We start from the raw sequence: 18730 nt of genomic DNA on the forward strand, positions 1-18730 counted from the left end.
TAATCAATATTAATTATCGATAGGATCAATATCAATATTCCATCTTACTTTTGATATTTCACTCCATTTTCCAATTTCGATAACGAGTTGATTTAATATTTTTTGCAACAATTGACGATTAGTATGTTGTAAAAGCAATTGCCAACGATTGTAGTCTGCTTTTTTAGGTTGATTGGCAGGAATAGGACCAAGCTGCCATAATTCTGGAGCACCATTTTCTTTTAGCCATTCATGAATTCGTTGTAAAAATGTAGGTGCATAGCAATTATTACGATCTGCTGCACGAATCAGTACTTGATAACTAAAAGGGGGTAATTGTGTTTGTTGCCGTTCTTGTAAAGTTGCATTAGCGAATGCTCGATAGCCTTTTGTTAATAATATATTAAGTAATGGATGATCCGGATGATATGTTTGTAAAATCACTTCTCCTGCTTTTGCTTCACGTCCGGCTCTTCCTGAAACTTGAGTGTAGAGTTGCGCAAATCGTTCAGTTGCTCGAAAATCACTTGAAAATAGAGCGCCATCAACATCAATAATTCCGACTAAAGTGACTTCCGGAAAATGGTGACCTTTGGCTAAAATTTGTGTTCCCACTAAAATATGAGCTCCACCTTGTTGAATATTATACAAATAATTGTTTAAAGCTCCTTTTTTACTTACTGTGTCACGATCAATACGGCTAATTTTGATATTAGGAAATAGAATTTCAAGCTGTTTTTCAAGTTGTTCAGTTCCTACGCCTATTGGTATTAAATGAGTTGATCCACATTTAGGGCATTGCTCAGGGACTGATCTCGGGGTATCACAATGATGACAACTTAATTTATGTTGCTTTTGATGATAAGTATAAGGATGTTCGCAACGGGGGCATTCAGCAATCCAACCACAGTCATGACAAAGTAATTGTGGTGAAAACCCTCGACGATTTAGAAATAACATTACTTGATTATTATTAGATAAATGTTTTTTTACTTGGTCAACTAAAGATTGTGATAGCCCAGCTATAAGCGGTAGTCCGCGAATATCTAAAATTGACTGCTTGGCAAGAGATGCATTACCTGCTCTTTCAGTAAGTTGTAATAATTGGTATTTATGATTTTGAGCATTTTTTAGTGTTTCAAGTGATGGTGTTGCTGAGCCTAATAAAATTGGAATATTTTCAATTTTAGCACGCATGATAGCTAAATCTCGAGCATGATAACGCCATCCTTCTTGTTGTTTATAAGAGCTATCATGTTCTTCATCGATAATAATCATTCCCAAATTTTTGAATGGGCTAAAAAGTGAAGACCGAGTACCAACTATAATTGCATTTTCATCATTTTTACTTTGTAGCCAGACCCTAAGCCTTTCTTTGTCAGTTAAACCAGAATGCAAAATGTCTATAGGTGCGTTAAAACGTTGTTTAAAACGCTCAATCGTTTGTGGTGTTAGGCTAATTTCTGGTACGAGCACTAATGCTTGTTTGCCTGTTGATAATACATTAGCTAGGATATTTAAATAAACTTCCGTTTTTCCCGAGCCTGTTACTCCTTCTAATAAAAAAACACCAAATTGGTCAGTTTGTTCATTGATTGTATTAATTGCATAAGATTGCTCTTTGTTTAACTGAATTGGACTACAATTTACTGAGAAATTAATTTGCCATTTAACGCTATCAGGTCGGTAACTGATTTGTTGAATTAATTTTTTTTTATGTAATTCATAATAAATAGTTGCACCAAAATGATTTTCCTGCACAGTATTATTTTTTAAGGATGAAAGTAATAATTGTTGTTTGGGGGCACGTTTTAATAACGCTAAATCAAATTGTTGTCCCAATTCGGTTAATTGCCAATGTTTGATTTCATCTTTAGCCGCTTGGCGCCCCTGTCTCAATAAAGTTGGCATAGCGTGAAATAGTACTTCACCGATAGGATAATGATAATAGCTTGCTGCCCAATTTAATAGCTGCCATATTGAAGGTGTAAAAAGAGGAACAGTATCAATAATAGCGGTAATTTTTTTCAAATTTTTAATATCAAAATTAGTGTGTTGGTCAATACTAACAATAATGCCTATTGCATCTCGTTTTCCAAAAGGAACCTTTACCCGCATTCCGACTTCTGCAGGTGTCATTAATTGATAATCAAAAAGCTGGTAAAGTGGTAAAGGTAAAGCAATATGAGCGATAAACATTAAACTATCACAATATAACTAAAGAAAGCTATATTGTACGCAGTTTTTGCTTAACTCGCAAAGTGGCTGTCCCAATTAACTTTTTTAAATCTTTGTTGAAAATTTCTAATTAATAGAAAGGTGGTATCTACTTGTAAAATTTGTTATCTTGATTGTATGGATTGAATGATCATTTTAAAAGGAACAAAATACCAGTGTCATTTTCACATATTAATCAGCGCGGTGATGCTCATATGGTTGATATTTCAGATAAACAAATAACTACGAGAGAAGCAAGGGCTGAATCGTTAGTAATAATGAATGCTGAAACAATTAATATGATTATTGAAGGAAAACATCATAAAGGAGACGTTTTTGCAACTGCAAGAATCGCTGGAATTCAGGCAGCCAAAAAAACTTGGGAGCTTATTCCGCTTTGCCATCCATTATTATTGACTAAAATTGAGGTTAATATTCAAGCTGATATTACTAAACAATGTGTTATAATTCAGTCAATTTGCCGTTTAAATGGACAAACAGGCGTTGAAATGGAGGCTTTAGTTGCTGCATCTGTTGCTGCTTTGACTATTTATGATATGTGCAAAGCAATTCAAAAAGATATAGTAATTAAGCAAGTAAGATTATTAAACAAAACAGGTGGTAAATCCGGTGATTTTATCGCCGAATAAATGTATAGAGATAAAATGAATAATGTCATTTTTTTTGCTCAGATTAGAGAATTAGTGGGTATTGATAAAGTTACGTTAGATGCAGATCAACTCTCGGTTTCCCTTCTGATTGAGCGGTTAAGTAAACTTGGTGATAAATGGTCATTAGCATTAAAAGAAAGAACAGTATTATGTGCTGTAAATCAATGTATTGTTGATTTTGATTATATTATTCAATCTAGTGATGAAATCGCTTTTTTTCCTCCAGTAACAGGCGGATGATATGGATATCATTAAAGTTAGTAATGAACCGATTTATACTGAAAAATTAATTGATTGGCTTTCTGAATTGTCACAAGATGGAGCCGTGGTAACCTTTATGGGAAAAGTTCGCTGTTTTGAAAAACATATGTTGAGCCTTTTTTTAGAACATTATGCAGGAATGACAGAGAAAGTTTTAACTAATATTATTTCTCAAGCTAGAGAAAGATGGCAATTGAGTCGTATTGCCGTTATTCATCGAATTGGTGAGATCAGTGTTAATGAACAAATTGTATTTGTTGGTGTGAGTAGTGCGCATCGATCTGATGCATTTGCAGCAGCTGAATTTATTATGGACGTATTAAAAAATCAAGCTCCATTTTGGAAGAAAGAACGAACAGAAAATGGTGACGTATGGATTGATGCAAAAAAATCGGATATAGAATCATTGAAAAAATGGTATTAATTATTATTTAATATATAATAGTGATAGTTTTTGTTATACATTTAATTCGAGAGGTATGGAATGACGAGTTACACCCCTAACGGTTCAATTATTGAACAATCTAATAGCCGTGTACAAACGTATATGAGCCATGTTTATGGTTGGATGACAGTTGGTTTACTTTTAACAGCCTTGGTAGCATGGTATGCATCTAATAGTATACAGCTTTTGGAAATTTTGTATCGAGGTATGTGGGTTCTGTTGATTGCTGAACTAGGATTAGTTTTTGTTATTTCTGGTTTTATTAATCGTTTGTCGGGAGCTGCAGCAACCACATTATTTATGATTTATTCAGTTTTAAATGGATGTACTTTTTCTATTTACTTTATAGTTTATACTTCATCTTCAATTGCAAGCGTCTTTTTTATTACTGCAGGGATGTTTGGTGCTTTGGCTTTTTATGGTTATACCACAAAACGAGATTTATCAGGTTTTGGGCGTTTCTTATTTATGGGACTAATCGGTATTGTTATTGCATCTTTAGTTAACATATTTTTGCAAAGCGCTCCATTAATGTGGGCTGTGACTTATATTGGCGTATTTGTTTTTGCTGGTTTGACAGCTTACGATACTCAAAAACTTAAAGAATTTGGTCAAGATTTACCTCAAGACGATCAGAATGTATTTAGACGTTTTGTCATTTTGGGTGCATTGACACTTTATCTTGATTTCATAAATTTATTCATTATGTTATTAAGAGTTTTTGCAGATCGTCGATAACCATATATTAATAATATTAAAAGGCTCTATATAGAGCTTTTTTTTTGCCAATTTTCTATTAGAATTTTACCTAGATGTGCTATTTTTTAAAATTTTAGATAGTAATTACTGACAAACAAAAAGGCCTTTTTATTATTGTGGGGAGCACAATCTAAAAAGCTTTAGGTTAATCGCCATAAATTAACAAATCATGAAGATGTAATACCATCATTAATGAAGTATTATATGTTTATGGAGATGATATAAGGGATTATTTTATTTAACCCAATAAAAGATAGAAATTGGTTATTGATTTCAAATTATAATTCTTACGCTATTCGAACTGAGTAATATTTATCTTGTTAATCGTATGGGTATTAACCATTATATGGACTCATATAATTATGAAATTGACGAAACAGTGTGTTATCCATACATCCATGATCTGATAAATAATATGTGTTATTTTTATCAAAATAGCAAAAAGAGATCAATTAAGCCACCAAAAAGGTGGCTAAAATTGAATAGTATTAATGCACATCTGCACAGTTTAAACAATAAATATAACGATTTTGCTTATCAGAAAATTTATCCCATAAAGATGCTTTTTGTTGGATTTGTTTAACGCTAGGTAATTTTTCAAACAAAACTTCTGCTGTTGATTTAGGTAACATAGCAATCATGTCTGAATAAAAAGCATTAAACCAGTTTGTTTCAGGTTTTTGCCAGTCAATTCTGTAATCAGTAAGATTAGCTAGCGACGCAGCCATTTCAATAGCATCATCAAAGTCTCCTAATTTATCGACTAAACCATTTCTGTAAGCTTCCGCGCCTAACCATACTTGGCCTTGTCCTATTTTATCGACTTGCTCTATTGTCATGTTTCGTGCTTTTGCTACCAAAGAGATAAACGTGCTATAACCGTTATCAATATTCATTTGAATAAGTTGCTTCATTTCATCTGGTAAATTTTTAGCAAAATTATTATTTGCTAATGGGGATGTTGATACACCATCGCTATGAACACCAATGTACGAAAGTGAATTTTCAAATGTTGGAATAATACCAAAAATACCAATAGAGCCAGTTATAGTATTTGGACTAGCAACAATATAATCGGCAGCTGTTGAAATCCAATATCCTCCGGAAGCCGCCATTCCGCCCATTGAAACAACAACAGGAACTTGATAATCACGTAATGATTCTAACTCACTACGTATAGCTTCAGAGGCATCAACACTTCCGCCGGGGCTATTTACTCGCAGAACAACAGCTTGAATATTTTGAGTATTAATGTTTTCACGAATATTTTTTAATTGTGTAACTATTTCTTGGCTTCCTGCAATATTGCTATTATTTTCACCTTCAGCAATAGCGCCATTGACAAAGACTACAGATATAAGTGGTTTTGTGATGTTTTTATTAATTGGCTTGTTTTCAGCTTTTAGTTTGTAATCATAAATACTAATTTCAGGCAAATCTTCTTTTTGAATAACGGATTCAAAGAAATTTTTCTCAAATTCATAATTTGATGTTACAACATCGACTAAGCCATTTGATAAAGCATACTGGCTCATACTGCCATTAACTGCTTTTAATTCTGATAACATAATATTAGAAGGTGGAACTAATTGTGTTGTAGCTTTTTTTCGTTCTTTAGATATATCATTTAGATAATTATTCCACATAAGTGTCAACCAATGGGTAGTGTTACTTTTTGCTTCTTCCGACATATCATCTCGGATAAATGGCTCAATAGCTGATTTGTAGGTACCGACACGGAAAACATGAGTATTAATTTTTAAATTATCCAGTAATGTTTTATAATACAGATTATTTGCAGCAAAACCATATAAATTAACGGCTCCTTGTGGTGTCAAAGCGATTTTATCGGCATAGCTTGCTAAATAATATTGGCTTTGATTAAAGTTTGTACCAATAGCATAAATAGGCTTTTTATTTGCTTTAAATTTAGCTAAGTATTTACCTACATACTGTAGCGAACTAAGATCGGCACCAACAAAGTGATCTAATTTCAATACCATATTTTTAATATTGGGGTCAGCGGCTGCTTGATCTATTTTTTGTGTTAATTCGAACAAGCTATTTTCACGAGCAAGATTTACCTTTTTTCCATAAATTTTATTTTGTAAAGCATAGATATTATCATTGTAAAGTGTACTATCTACGATAATACCTTCAAGATCTAAAACTAAAGTACCGTGTTTGGGAGTAGTATCTTCTTTTTGTATTTCTTTAATTAATGCAATACCACTAAAAATGAGAATAAGGATAATTAAGAACACTAGGTTTAGAAAGACTTCCCTAATAAAGTTGACTACTTTCCAAATAGATTTAATGACAGATAAAAAAGACATAATAAATGTGATCCTTTTATAGAAGTTTATCTAAATTCTTCGTTTCAATGTTTCTTTTTTTGAAATATTTTTTATCTTCGAACCGTAAGCATGTTAATTTTCCTCCCCAACAACATCCTGTATCAAGAGCATAAATATTTTCAGGCGTTCCTTTACCATTCAATGCAGCCCAATGTCCAAAAGCAATATGATATTCATCAGGAATTTTTCTTGGCATTAAAAACCATGGTTTCAGTTTTGCAGGGGCTTGGTCAGGATGTTTTTTGTAATAGAAATCAAGCTGGCCATCTTCATAACAAAATCGCATACGTGTTAAAGCGTTGCTAGCGTAACGTAATCGATCAAACCCTTTTAAATTTAATGACCATTCATTTGGGAAGTTACCATACATTTTATCAAGAAAAAGAGGATAAGAATCACTTGATAACATAACATTTAGGTCATGGGCACATTTTTTTAGTGTTTCAAGATCCCATTGTGGTGAAACGCCTGCATGGGTCATAATGAGCTTTAAGTTTTCATCTATTTGAAGAAGAGGTTGTTTTCGCAGCCAATTCATCAATTCATCATAGTCGGGAGCTGCAATTACATCATTAAGATTATCTTTCTTTTTAGAATACGTAATTTCAGCATAAATGGATAGTAAATGTAGATCATGATTACCTAATACTAAACGAATCTGTTGATTATTTTGTTTAACAAATCGTAAAACTTCAAGTGATTTAGGGCCTCTTGCTACCAAGTCTCCGGTCAACCATAATACATCTGATGATGAAAAATTGACTTTCTCAAGTAATCGCATAAATTCATCATAACATCCATGAATATCGCCGATAAGTAGGTTTGCCATACGATTATATCCATGCATTAGCGAGCTGACAGTATTGCTCTACAGTAAGATTTTCAGCACGTAAAGTTGGATCAATATTCAATTCTGTTATTTGTTTCACAGTAAACATATTGCCTAAACTGTTACGAATAGTTTTACGACGTTGATTAAAAGCTTCAGTTGTCACTCGCGAAAGTATTTTAATATCTTTAACAAAATAAGGTTTTTCTTTATAAGGGATTAATTTTACCACTGCTGAATCAACTTTTGGTGCAGGCTTAAATGATGTTGGGGGCACTTCTAAAACAGGAATGATATGACAATAATATTGTGCCATAACGCTCAATCTACCATAATCTTTACTATTTGGTGCTGCAACTAAACGAGTAACTACCTCTTTTTGTAGCATAAAATGCATATCCATAATAATATTTGCATATTCAAATAAATGGAATATCAAAGGAGTTGATATATTATAAGGTAAGTTACCAAAAACTCTTAATGGTTTACCTAGTTGCTTGGAAAGTTCATTAAAATCAAAAGCTAATGCATCTTTTTCAATGACTGTTAGTTTATTATTTAAATATGGGTTTTCAATCAATCTGCTAGCTAAATCTCGGTCTATTTCAATTACAGTTAAATGATCCACATATTCACTTACTGGCATGGTCAACGCAGCAAGACCTGGACCAATTTCAACTAACGCTTGATCAGCTTTAGGTTGTATAGTCGCAACAATATTTTTAATAATGTAGTCATCATGTAAAAAGTTTTGTCCGAAACGTTTCCGGGCAAAATGCCCTTGATGAACACGACTATTCATGCTTTTCATCACCTTTAATTTTAATATAAGCATCATCTTTTAATTCTTTAATCCAAACTTGTGCTTCTTCAGCGAATTTTCGATTAAATATTAATCGATAAGCTTGCTCTTGTTTTGCTAATTCAGTTCTATCTACTTTTCTTGTATCTATTAATTGAATCAAATGCCAACCATAAGCTGATTTAACGGGTTCACTTATTTGCCCTTTTTTTAGTTTGAGTAAACCGTTTTTAAAGCCAGTATCATAACGTTCTGGAACGCTCCAACCAAGGTTGCCACCATTATCTGCAGAGCCTGGATCTTCAGAATAAGTTTTAGCTGCTGCTTCAAAAGTTGTTGTACCATTTACTATTGCTTTTTTAATATCATTTAATTTTTGTTTAGCTACTTCATCGGTTATTAGTACATTAGTTTTAATTAAAATGTGACGAGCATTAATTTCTCTAACTGTGATAGCTTTAGGTTTTTCAGTTCGTGTATCATTAACTTTTAGAATGTGTAAACCGACACCTGAGCGAATTGGACCAATAATGCTTCCTTTAGGGGCTCGTATTAAGCGCTCCTCAAATATTGTCGGTAGTTCATTGAGTTTACGCCACCCCATATCTCCACCTTTTAAAGCTAGAGTGTCATTAGAATATGAAGTTGCTAGTTTTGCAAAATTTTCTCCTTTCTGGGCTCGATTAATGATATCTCTAGCTTTATCATTTGCTTCATCTATTTTTTGTTTTGATGCATTTTCTGGGATCGCAATTAGTATATGACTAATTTTTACGTCAATATTATTAGTCAGTTGCTGAGATATATCTTTGACTAAATTTTCAACTTCTTTTTCGGAAATATTAATTCGATGCTTTACTTCACTCATTTGTGTTTGCTCGATTAGCATCTCATTATGTATCCGATCTCGGTAAGCACCATAGCTAATTCCCATAGTTGATAGTTTGCTTCTTAACTGATTGATATTTAAACCGTTATCAGCGGCAATTCTAGATATAGCCTCTGTTACTTCATCATCGCTAACAGTTATTTTTGCTTTAGCTGCTGTTTGAAGTATCAAATTTTCGGTAATTAAACGATCAATGATTTGTTGTCTAAGTATTTTATCATCTGGTAAATTTCGTTTATCGGAACTTGCTTTAATAGTTTTTAACATCTCATTAACATCACTTTCTAAAATGACATTATTATTGACAACTGCAGCCACTTGTTCAACAACCCGAGGTGCTGCATATATAATAGATATTGGTGCAAAAATACCAATACTGATACTTAAGTTTAAAGCAATAATTAGTTTTGATAATTTCATATTTATTTAACTCATTTTTTTGCTATAGATTAACTATTATAGTAATAACTTTATTAATCATATTTTTTATTACAACATTTACTCAAATGCGGTGACATAAGGTAATTTACCAAAATCTAGCATTTTGGCTCTGGCATCACTATTACGACCTAATCCTTGTAACTCGAAATGTATTGAAAATTTATTTTCATATTTGCTGCTACGTGTATCAGGTTCCCAGTCTGTTAATTTTCGACCATATTGTACAGTTACACCCCAGCAACAATCTTGGTAGTGTAGTCCAATAAAACTATCTGCTGTTTGACCTAGTTTAATATCATGATAGTAAGATCCTACTGCTGTAATTGTATTAGTTAATGGCCAAGATGCCATAATACCAGCTTGTGATATATCTTGTTTATATCCTTTATAGGTTGAACTTTTATCAACTGTATCAATATAGTTATGGTTTGCATAACGGTAAGATAACTGTACCAGTTTATCATTAGATGGTTGATATTCAAAAATGGAGTTTGCCAAAGATATCGTATCAAGTCGAGTATCATATTGAAGTGCACTTCTAAATATCATGTCATCATTTATGCGCCAAAAATTGTTCGTTGCCCAAGTTATGCTTCCAGTATCGGAATTTCTATCTAATTCTGTGTTATTCTCACTTGTTCTTGATTTTGTAAAATAAGTAGTTTGCCCAATAGATAAATTAAATCGTTCAACTTTATTATTGTCATAAAAACGAGTAGTTACTCCTATAGATATTTTATTGGTTGAAGGAATTCGATCTAATCCACTATAAGGTTTATCTCTAAATAGTCCAATATAATCTGACTGTAGTAAAGATGAATCATAATTTAAAATATTAGACTGTTTGCGATATGGTATATAAATGTACTTTACTCGCGGTTCTAAGGTTTGTGTATAACCTTCAATAAGAGTGGTATCACGTTCAAAAATGATTTTACCATCTACCGCTATTTTAGGTATGAAACGATTGACATTTCGATCTAAAATTTTATCACTATTATCTTGATTTTTATCATATTCTTGCTTTAAATCTTGATTGTAGTGCGTTGCCATAAAGCCCACTTCAGTTGATAATGTTGACCAAGCATTGGTTAATGTGTAGTTAAGTGTTGGCTCAATGTGGGCCCGCCATGTTTTCGGATCGTTTTTACTTGGACTTACAAAATGTGTTATTTGAGAAAAGGTCTTAAATTTAAAAGGTCCTAACTCATAATTATAATAAGTCATATCTAACTGTGGTTGAGTTTGATAAAGGTTATCTTTCGCAACTGAATGGAAAGTTTGAAAGTTTAAATGACTTAATTTAATATCCCAATTTTCATCGTTATAACCAATTTGGTAAAGCTGAGAAAGGTATCCAGCTGTTTGTGGTATATATTCAGAGCTTAAATCTGACAAATATTGATTATCACTGACGCGCGAAGCATTTACTTTAAGCCGCCAATGATAATTAATTAATTCTTCATTTTTCCAATAAAATAACCAACGATGTTGATTATTATCATAATCATTTCCGTTCAACCCATTTTTTCTATCTTTATTATATTTACTATCATGTTGCAGCCAGTCAAATGCTAATGTACCTAACCCTAATTCATTTAAATAACGAAATTCAGATTGTATTTGAAGACCTCGTTTTTCAAGAGCTCTTGGTTTAAAAGTGGCATCATAGTTTGGCGCAATATTCCAATAAAAAGGAATAGAAAAGTCAACGCCATCAACACTGTCATAACTTATATCTGGCATTAATAAACCGGAACGGCGTTTATCTCCTGTTGGTAATTGTAAATATGGTGAATATAATACAGGAATTTTACCAACACGAAATATCGCATTCCAAACCTCAAGCAATTGTTCTTTATTATCATGAATAACAGTGGAGCCTTTAATACTCCAAGTGCTATCATTGATTGGGCAAGATGTAAAACTACCGTTTTTTAAAATAACATAACGATTTTCCTCAAGTTTCATTTCATCGGCATCACCACGTCCAAGTCGGTTTACAAGATGATATTCACTAGGTTTCATTTTGGTATTATTGTTATTGAGATTCATTGATGCATTATTACCTTTCATCTGAATCAAATTATCTTGATAGATAATGTTCCCTTCTAAGGTCACAACACGATTATTAGTGCCTTCAGAATCAATAGTAACTTTGTTTGCTTTAATGGAACGATTCCCTTGAATTATCGATACATCGCCTTGATAAATAGCGATATTTGGATAAATTGCTTCAAATTGATTGGATTCGGCGTTTACAGGAATGTTGTTAGTATCTCCACTAATTAAAGGTCGATCAAATCGAGGAACATTGATCATGCACTGTGGATTATTGCTAGCAGCTTTAGGTAAAGCTATAGCATAACAAGCACTGTTGTACAAAGAAAAGGTAACGGTTATAGCAATAAGTGAAGGCGTTAATTTTTTCATCAATGATTAAAAGTAGTTATGATTTTTATAATTAACACATTATAACGGTTATTTATAAAAGTGCGAACGAAAAATTAATGTTTCACTCTTCGCCTTTTTGCTTTACTTAATTGCTTAACCATAGTTATTCTTTTTTCGACAGAGCTATATTGAAATTCATCCCACCATTTGGCTAAAGCTAAAAGCTCTCCTTTTTCGATAGAAGCCCTTATTTCGAGAAGATCGTAAGCTGCGCGGAATTTGGGATGTTCTAATATAGTAAACGCACGTTTGCCATCGCGTTTCTTCATTCGTAACTGCAGTCTCCATATATCCCCTATTGTTGAGGTTAAGCGTTTGGGGATAGCAATAACACGACATTGTTCACTTAAAATATCGTTAATAGCCATAGAAAAAGCATCATAAAATTGTAACCCGCTTTCAATACAGGTTAATTGCGTTTGTTCTACGACTGGATACCAAAAAAATGCTGCAAATAAAAATGCTGGATTAACACGCTTATTATTGGCAATGCGATAATCAGTATTTTTTAAAACTTGCTCGATAATTTTTTCTAAGTGGCTATTTTTATTATTAGTAAATAGGCGATCAATAATAGGAAAAAGCTGCTCAAAAAGGTGATAATCTCTTAATAGGAGATAAGTAGCATATCCATGACCCGCCTGTAATAATTTAAGTGACTCATCAAACAGTCGAGCGGAAGGTATATTCATTAGCAACGGTGCTAAGCTTTTAATTGGTTCTGCAGTAGCTGGCTCAATGGTCATATTCAACTTAGCTGCAAATCTTACTGTTCTTAGCATTCTAACGGGATCTTCTCGGTAACGTGTTTGAGGATCACCAATTAATCGAATAACTCCATTTTGTATATCGTTTAATCCGCCACAATAATCACGTAAAGTAAAATCTTTAATACTATAGTAAAGAGCATTCATGGTAAAATCGCGTCGTACCGCATCTTGCTCTATTGTTCCATAAACATTATCACGTAATAGCATACCTGATTGTGAACGTTTTAATGTATTATTTTGTTCTTCTTGATCGCCAAGAGTGCCACGGAAAGTCGCAACTTCGATGATTTCTTTGCCAAACATAATATGAGCAAGTCTAAATCGTCTTCCAACTAAACGACAGTTGCGAAAGATTTTTTGAACTTGTTCTGGGGTAGCATTTGTCGCAATATCGAAATCTTTAGGCGTTTTTCCTAATAAAAGATCTCGAATACAACCACCTACTAAATAAGATTCGTAACCGTGTTTGTTTAATCGGTAAAGAACTTTTAATGCATTTTCATTAATATTATTACGTGAAATGTTATGCTCATTACGTGAAATGGACACATAATTTGGCTCTTGGCGTTTTTTATGACAAAACATCTTACGATAAAATTGAGAAACTTGTTTAAAAATAGTACACCCCAAAAATAATGTTTGATAAGAAACAAAATATAACATTGGAGTATAACTTAATTATCATTAAGTTTCCATGGATCTTCTAATGAGTATTATAGATTATTAAAAGTTAAATATGTTTAATAGCACTGGTAATAGATAAATTTTCAAATGGATTTTTTAAACACAATTATTAACATTAGCATTTATTTATATACAGCAATGTAGTAATATCACTTAACCAAAATGACATGTTAAATTTCGTTCATATCTATGTAATATCATGAAGTTGATTATAAATCATACAAACTAATACTTAATTTTTTTTGAGTTAATTGTAGGGAAACAATAATTTCCACCAAGAGATAAAGCGTTAACCATGTATCAAAGAACATTTTTATCGTTAATTTTAATGCTGCAATTAATTTCCCAAAATTACTTGAGTATATACCATTAACTGATAATTTATTGGGGGCATTATGAATATTCGAGATTTAGAATATTTTGTTTCGTTAGCTGAATTCTGTCATTTTCGCAAAGCAGCTGATGCTTGTAATGTAAGTCAACCAACCTTAAGTGGACAGATCAGAAAATTAGAAGATGAGCTTGGTGTAATGTTATTAGAGCGTACTAGTCGTAAAGTATTATTTACTCAAACTGGTATGATGCTTGTTGAACAAGCTAAAGAAATTTTACGTAATATTCAAATTTTAAAAGAAATGGCTAGCCGACAAGGTGAAGAAATGTCAGGGCCAATGCATATAGGTCTAATTCCTACTATTGCGCCTTACTTATTACCGCATGTTATCACCGTTCTACATGAATCTTTTCCTCAATTGGAACTATATTTACATGAGGCACAAACAGCGGGGATTGTTGCTCAACTTGAAAGCGGTAAGCTTGATTGTGCAATTGTAGCTCAGGTTAAAGAGACATCGCAATTTATTGAATTGCCTTTATTCGATGAGCCAATGTTCTTAGCTGTTCCTGCAAATAACGAACTAGCGAAACAAAGAGTAATTAATCTTTCAAATTTAAAAGGACAAAAATTTTTAATGTTGGAAGATGGTCATTGTTTACGTGATCATGCTATGGGATATTGTTTTCAAGTTGGTATTGAAGAAGATAAACAGTTTAAAGCGACTAGTCTTGAAACTTTACGTAGTATGATTTCAGCTGGTCGTGGCATTACTTTATTTCCTGAGCTTGCTGTGCCCAATGAGCGTACTCGTGATAATATTTGCTATATTTCTTGTACTGAACCTGTACCATCACGTAATATTGAACTTATTTATCGCCCTGGTTCGCCATTGCGTTCTCGTTATGAAACAATAGCCAAAACGATTCGTGATCACATACCAAAAGTATTTGCAGAAAAGGAAAGGTTACTCAAAGCAAGTAATTAATTTTTTAGGTTGTATTAAAATATAATGAGTTTTAAAAATATAAAATGAAAAATAGCAAAGCTGGTGGTATTCGAGCACAACAGAAAGAGAAGACTCGTCGTAGTTTAATTGACGCGGCTTTCAACCAGCTTAATGCCGAACAAGGTTTTGCTAGTTTAAGCTTACGTGAGGTCGCTCGTGAAGCAGGTATAGCAGCTACTTCATTTTATCGTCATTTTCGAGATATGGATGAATTAGGTTTGGCTATGGTTGACGAAAGTGGCTTAACGCTTCGTCAATTATTACGCCAAGCGCGAAAACGTATTGAAAAAGGGGGAAGTGTTTTACGTACCTCAGTAACAACTTTCATTGAGTTTATTGATAAAAACCCTAAAGTTTTTTTATTATTATTGCGTGAAAAAGCTGGGACTTCCTCTGCTTTTCGTTCAGCTATTGCTCGAGAAATACAACATTTTATTGTTGAATTAGTTGATTATCTTGATAACGCTAATAACATGCCACATCATTATAACAAAGCACAAGCAGCAGCAATGGTAACTATTGCGTTTAATGCAGGAGCTGATGCCATTGATTTTGACGCAGTACAGCGTCAGAAATTAATTGAAGATCTTATTTTCCAACTTCGAATGGTATCGCGTGGGGCTTACTATCTTTATCATAAAGAGTTATTTAAAAAAGAAATCTTATAATTATCTATAATGTTAAAAATACATTACTTTCTAATCAATTCAATATGATTAAGTAAAAAACTGCAGTATTTGCTGCAGTTTTTATAATGATATATACTTGCTTAAAGATTTTGTAATACTTTCTCAACGCTATCTTTAGCATCACCAAATAGCATATAGCTATTTTCTTTAAAGAATAATGGATTTTGCACGCCTGCATAACCAGTATTCATCGAGCGCTTAGAAATGATAACTGTTTTTGCTTTCCAAACCTCAAGAACGGGCATGCCAGCAATAGGGCTATTTGGATCTTCTTCTGCTGCAGGATTAACGGTATCATTTGCACCAATAACCCAAACAACATCAGTATCTACAAAGTCGTCATTAATTTCGTCCATTTCAAGCACGATATCATATGGTACTTTCGCTTCTGCTAATAATACATTCATATGCCCCGGTAAACGTCCTGCTACTGGGTGAATACCAAAACGAACTTCTATACCCATATCACGTAGTTTTTCAGTAATATTGCTTACAGCTGCTTGAGCTTGTGCTACAGCCATACCGTAACCAGGAACAATAATCACTGAACGGGCTTCTTTTAATGTTTGAGCTACTTCAACAGGTTGCATTTCGCGGTATTCACCTTGTTCTTCATCTGTTGAACTAGCTGAACTCCCATCACTGCCGAACCCACCAGCAATAACACTAATAAATGAACGGTTCATTGCTTTACACATAATATAGGAAAGAATTGCACCAGATGAACCCACTAACGCACCAGTGACAATTAAAAGATCATTACCAAGCATAAAGCCTGCAGCTGCAGCAGCCCAACCAGAATAAGAGTTTAGCATTGAAATTACTACTGGCATATCAGCACCGCCAATTGAAGCAACAAGATGGAAACCAAATACAAATGCCACTATTGCCATAATTAACAGACTAATTAGTGCCCCTGCTCCACTTTTTACTTCAATAAAGGTAAACATCAATATTATAGAAACAACGATAGCCGCTAAATTCCAATAATGTTTATTAGCAATAGAAAGAGGTTTAGAGCTAATGCGTCCATTTAATTTACCAAATGCAACAACAGAACCAGAGAAGGTTACTGCACCGATAAAAACACCGACAAAAATCTCTACTAAATGTACAGTTAACTCTCCACCTTGAAAATTTTGAATGTGAGGGTCTAAAAAGCTGTTTAAACCAACAAGAACTGCTGCCATACCGACAAAACTATGAAGTAGTGCAACAAGTTCTGGCATTTGAGTCATCTCAACTTTTTTCGCAAGATATAAGCCAATAGATGCACCAATTATCATGGCTATCACTATCCAGTGTAATCCACCTTTAATACTTGCAATTGCTGCAATAAGTGCGATTGCCATACCAATCATACCGTAAATATTACCAGATTTTGCAGATTCTTGGTTAGAAAGACCTCGTAAGCTAAAGATAAAAAGTAATGCAGCAATAACATAGGCTGCTTGAATGATTCCATTACTCATAATTTATACTCTCCTTTACTTGCCGCGTTGAAACATTTTCAGCATTCTTTGAGTAACAAAGAACCCACCAAAAATATTGATACTAGCAATCAAAATAGCAACAAAGGCAATTGCCGTAGTTAAGCCATTATCATCGCCGACTTGTAATATTGCACCGACTAATATAATCCCAGAAATTGCATTTGTTACCGACATTAGTGGCGTATGTAAAGAATGCGTTACATTCCATACTACGTAGTAACCAACAACACAAGATAGTGCAAATACGGTAAAGTGTCCTAGAAAGCTTTCAGGAACAGAGTTAGCAAGCCAAAAGTAAACAATGATCGCTAGTGCTAAAAGCCCATATTTTTTATGGGGTTCCATTACTTTGGGTTCTGGTTTAGCAACAGCAGGTATTGCTTCTTTTTTCTGCGGTTGTGCTGATACTTGGATTGGAGGAGCTGGCCAAGTAATTTCCTTATCTTTAACCACAGTTACACCACGAATTACAACATCATCAAAATTGATATCAATATTACCGTCTTTTTCTTTAGCAAGCAGTTTTAGTAGGTTAACAATATTTGTACCATAAAGTTGTGATGCTTGAGCTGGCATACGATTAGCTAAATCAGTATAACCAACAATTTTTACGTTGTTATTTGTTTCGAAAACTTCGCCCGGTTTAGTTAACTCACAGTTACCACCAGTTAATGCAGCTAAATCAACAATAACACTGCCGGGTTTCATTGACTCAACCATTTCTTTCGAAATAAGTTTTGGTGCAGGTTTGCCTGGAATAAGCGCAGTTGTAATAATAATATCAACATCTTTGGCTTGCTCAGCAAAAAGGGCCATTTCAGCCTCAATAAAGGCAGCAGACATTTGTTTAGCGTAACCATCACCAGAACCTGCTTCCTCTTCGAAATCTAATTCTAAAAAGTCGGCACCCATACTATTAATTTGTTCGGCAACTTCAGGGCGAGTATCAAAAGCACGAACAATTGCCCCTAAACTCACCGCTGCGCCAATGGCTGCAAGACCTGCAACACCTGCCCCAATAACTAATATTTTAGCGGGAGGCACTTTACCTGCAGCGGTAACTTGACCTGTAAAGAATCGACCAAATTGATTTGCAGCTTCAATAACTGAACGATAACCAGCAATATTAGACATTGAACTCAATGCATCTAAAGATTGTGCGCGTGAAATACGTGGTACACAGTCCATTGCCATTACATTGATATTTTTAGTGGCGAGTTTTTCTAATAGCTCTTTATGTTGAGCTGGATAAATATAACTGATGAGGGTTGCTCCCTCTTTCATTAAAGAAATTTCATCATCGGTTGGTGCATGAAACTTCAGAATTAAATCATTTTGCCAAATATCTTGTGTATTTTGAATTATGGCTCCAGCATCAATAAAAGCTTGGTCTTCAAAATGAGCCGCATGTCCTGCCCCTTGTTCTACAGAGACTGTAAAGCCAAGTTTTAACAGTTGTCCAACAGTTTGGGGAGTTGCTGCAACTCTAGCTTCATTGGTTAACCGTTCTTTAGGTATACCGATATGCATTTCGTTACGTCCTTATGTTAAAGATAAATTGTTAATGTCATTCGATTCTAGCATAAAATAGCTTCAGTACTAATAGAGAATTTAATTTTTATTATCGAAAACTTATTATTATTTTTA

General features: G+C 33.6%; 15 protein-coding genes. 6 read left to right on the top strand and 9 right to left on the bottom strand.

Annotation, left to right across the window (positions count from 1 at the left end; all coding sequences use genetic code 11):
* Window positions 1-9 precede the first annotated feature (9 nt).
* Window positions 10-2178 carry a primosomal protein N' gene (gene priA, locus A9G34_RS00615; RefSeq protein WP_065568568.1) on the bottom strand — a complete coding sequence of 723 codons (2169 nt, stop codon included), beginning with the start codon at window positions 2176-2178 and terminating at the stop codon, window positions 10-12.
* Window positions 2179-2372: 194 nt separating this feature from the next.
* On the opposite strand from priA, the gene moaC reads away from it, so the two are divergent.
* From moaC to A9G34_RS00635, 4 genes are read left to right on the top strand one after another with little or no spacing between them, the layout of a single operon-like run.
* Entirely contained in the window at window positions 2373-2846 is a 474-nt protein-coding gene (moaC, locus tag A9G34_RS00620; protein ID WP_034944399.1) for a cyclic pyranopterin monophosphate synthase MoaC, read from the top strand.
* Window positions 2847-2861: 15 nt separating this feature from the next.
* Window positions 2862-3107, top strand: a complete 246-nt coding sequence (moaD, locus tag A9G34_RS00625; RefSeq protein WP_034944853.1) for a molybdopterin synthase sulfur carrier subunit — start codon at window positions 2862-2864, stop codon at window positions 3105-3107.
* Between the two features lies 1 nt (window position 3108).
* Complete coding sequence (gene moaE, locus A9G34_RS00630) at window positions 3109-3552, top strand: molybdopterin synthase catalytic subunit MoaE (protein WP_065568569.1); 444 nt, start codon at window positions 3109-3111, stop codon at window positions 3550-3552.
* A gap of 60 nt (window positions 3553-3612) precedes the next feature.
* A complete protein-coding gene (locus tag A9G34_RS00635) occupies window positions 3613-4311 on the top strand; it encodes a Bax inhibitor-1/YccA family protein (protein ID WP_034944395.1) in 699 nt (232 codons plus the stop codon).
* A gap of 509 nt (window positions 4312-4820) precedes the next feature.
* On the opposite strand, the gene sppA is transcribed toward A9G34_RS00635, so the two are convergent.
* From sppA to pcnB, 6 genes are all read right to left on the bottom strand, one after another.
* Window positions 4821-6668: a signal peptide peptidase SppA gene (sppA, locus tag A9G34_RS00640; RefSeq protein WP_065568570.1), complete on the bottom strand. Its 1848-nt coding sequence runs from the start codon at window positions 6666-6668 to the stop codon at window positions 4821-4823.
* Between the two features lie 16 nt (window positions 6669-6684).
* Entirely contained in the window at window positions 6685-7518 is an 834-nt protein-coding gene (apaH, locus tag A9G34_RS00645; protein WP_065568643.1) for a bis(5'-nucleosyl)-tetraphosphatase (symmetrical) ApaH, read from the bottom strand.
* Between the two features lie 4 nt (window positions 7519-7522).
* Window positions 7523-8320, bottom strand: a complete 798-nt coding sequence (rsmA, locus tag A9G34_RS00650; protein ID WP_065568571.1) for a 16S rRNA (adenine(1518)-N(6)/adenine(1519)-N(6))-dimethyltransferase RsmA — start codon at window positions 8318-8320, stop codon at window positions 7523-7525.
* Window positions 8313-9629 (bottom strand): peptidylprolyl isomerase SurA, encoded by a 1317-nt coding sequence (surA, locus tag A9G34_RS00655; protein ID WP_065568572.1) that lies wholly within the window; start codon window positions 9627-9629, stop codon window positions 8313-8315. Before surA ends, rsmA begins: the two co-directional genes overlap by 8 nt.
* Window positions 9630-9707: 78 nt before the next feature.
* Entirely contained in the window at window positions 9708-12083 is a 2376-nt protein-coding gene (lptD, locus tag A9G34_RS00660) for an LPS assembly protein LptD (protein WP_065568573.1), read from the bottom strand.
* A gap of 74 nt (window positions 12084-12157) precedes the next feature.
* Complete coding sequence (gene pcnB / locus A9G34_RS00665) at window positions 12158-13537, bottom strand: polynucleotide adenylyltransferase PcnB (protein WP_051825080.1); 1380 nt, start codon at window positions 13535-13537, stop codon at window positions 12158-12160.
* Window positions 13538-13953: 416 nt separating this feature from the next.
* Here pcnB and oxyR point away from each other — a divergent pair, with 416 nt between their 5' ends.
* Complete coding sequence (gene oxyR / locus A9G34_RS00670; protein ID WP_065568574.1) at window positions 13954-14880, top strand: DNA-binding transcriptional regulator OxyR; 927 nt, start codon at window positions 13954-13956, stop codon at window positions 14878-14880.
* A gap of 44 nt (window positions 14881-14924) precedes the next feature.
* Window positions 14925-15569 carry an HTH-type transcriptional repressor FabR gene (gene fabR, locus A9G34_RS00675; RefSeq protein ID WP_034944381.1) on the top strand — a complete coding sequence of 215 codons (645 nt, stop codon included), beginning with the start codon at window positions 14925-14927 and terminating at the stop codon, window positions 15567-15569.
* A gap of 101 nt (window positions 15570-15670) precedes the next feature.
* Here fabR and pntB read toward each other — a convergent pair whose 3' ends face one another.
* Together pntB and pntA are read right to left on the bottom strand one after the other, a co-directional pair.
* A complete protein-coding gene (pntB, locus tag A9G34_RS00680) occupies window positions 15671-17062 on the bottom strand; it encodes a Re/Si-specific NAD(P)(+) transhydrogenase subunit beta (protein ID WP_065568575.1) in 1392 nt (463 codons plus the stop codon).
* Between the two features lie 15 nt (window positions 17063-17077).
* The gene (pntA, locus tag A9G34_RS00685; protein WP_034944378.1) at window positions 17078-18613 is read right to left on the bottom strand and encodes a Re/Si-specific NAD(P)(+) transhydrogenase subunit alpha; all 1536 of its coding nucleotides are present in this window, start codon (window positions 18611-18613) and stop codon (window positions 17078-17080) included.
* Window positions 18614-18730: the final 117 nt, after the last annotated feature.

It is taken from the genome of Gilliamella sp. Choc4-2 (assembly GCF_001690355.1).
In the GTDB taxonomy this organism is placed as follows: domain Bacteria; phylum Pseudomonadota; class Gammaproteobacteria; order Enterobacterales; family Orbaceae; genus Gilliamella; species Gilliamella apicola_A.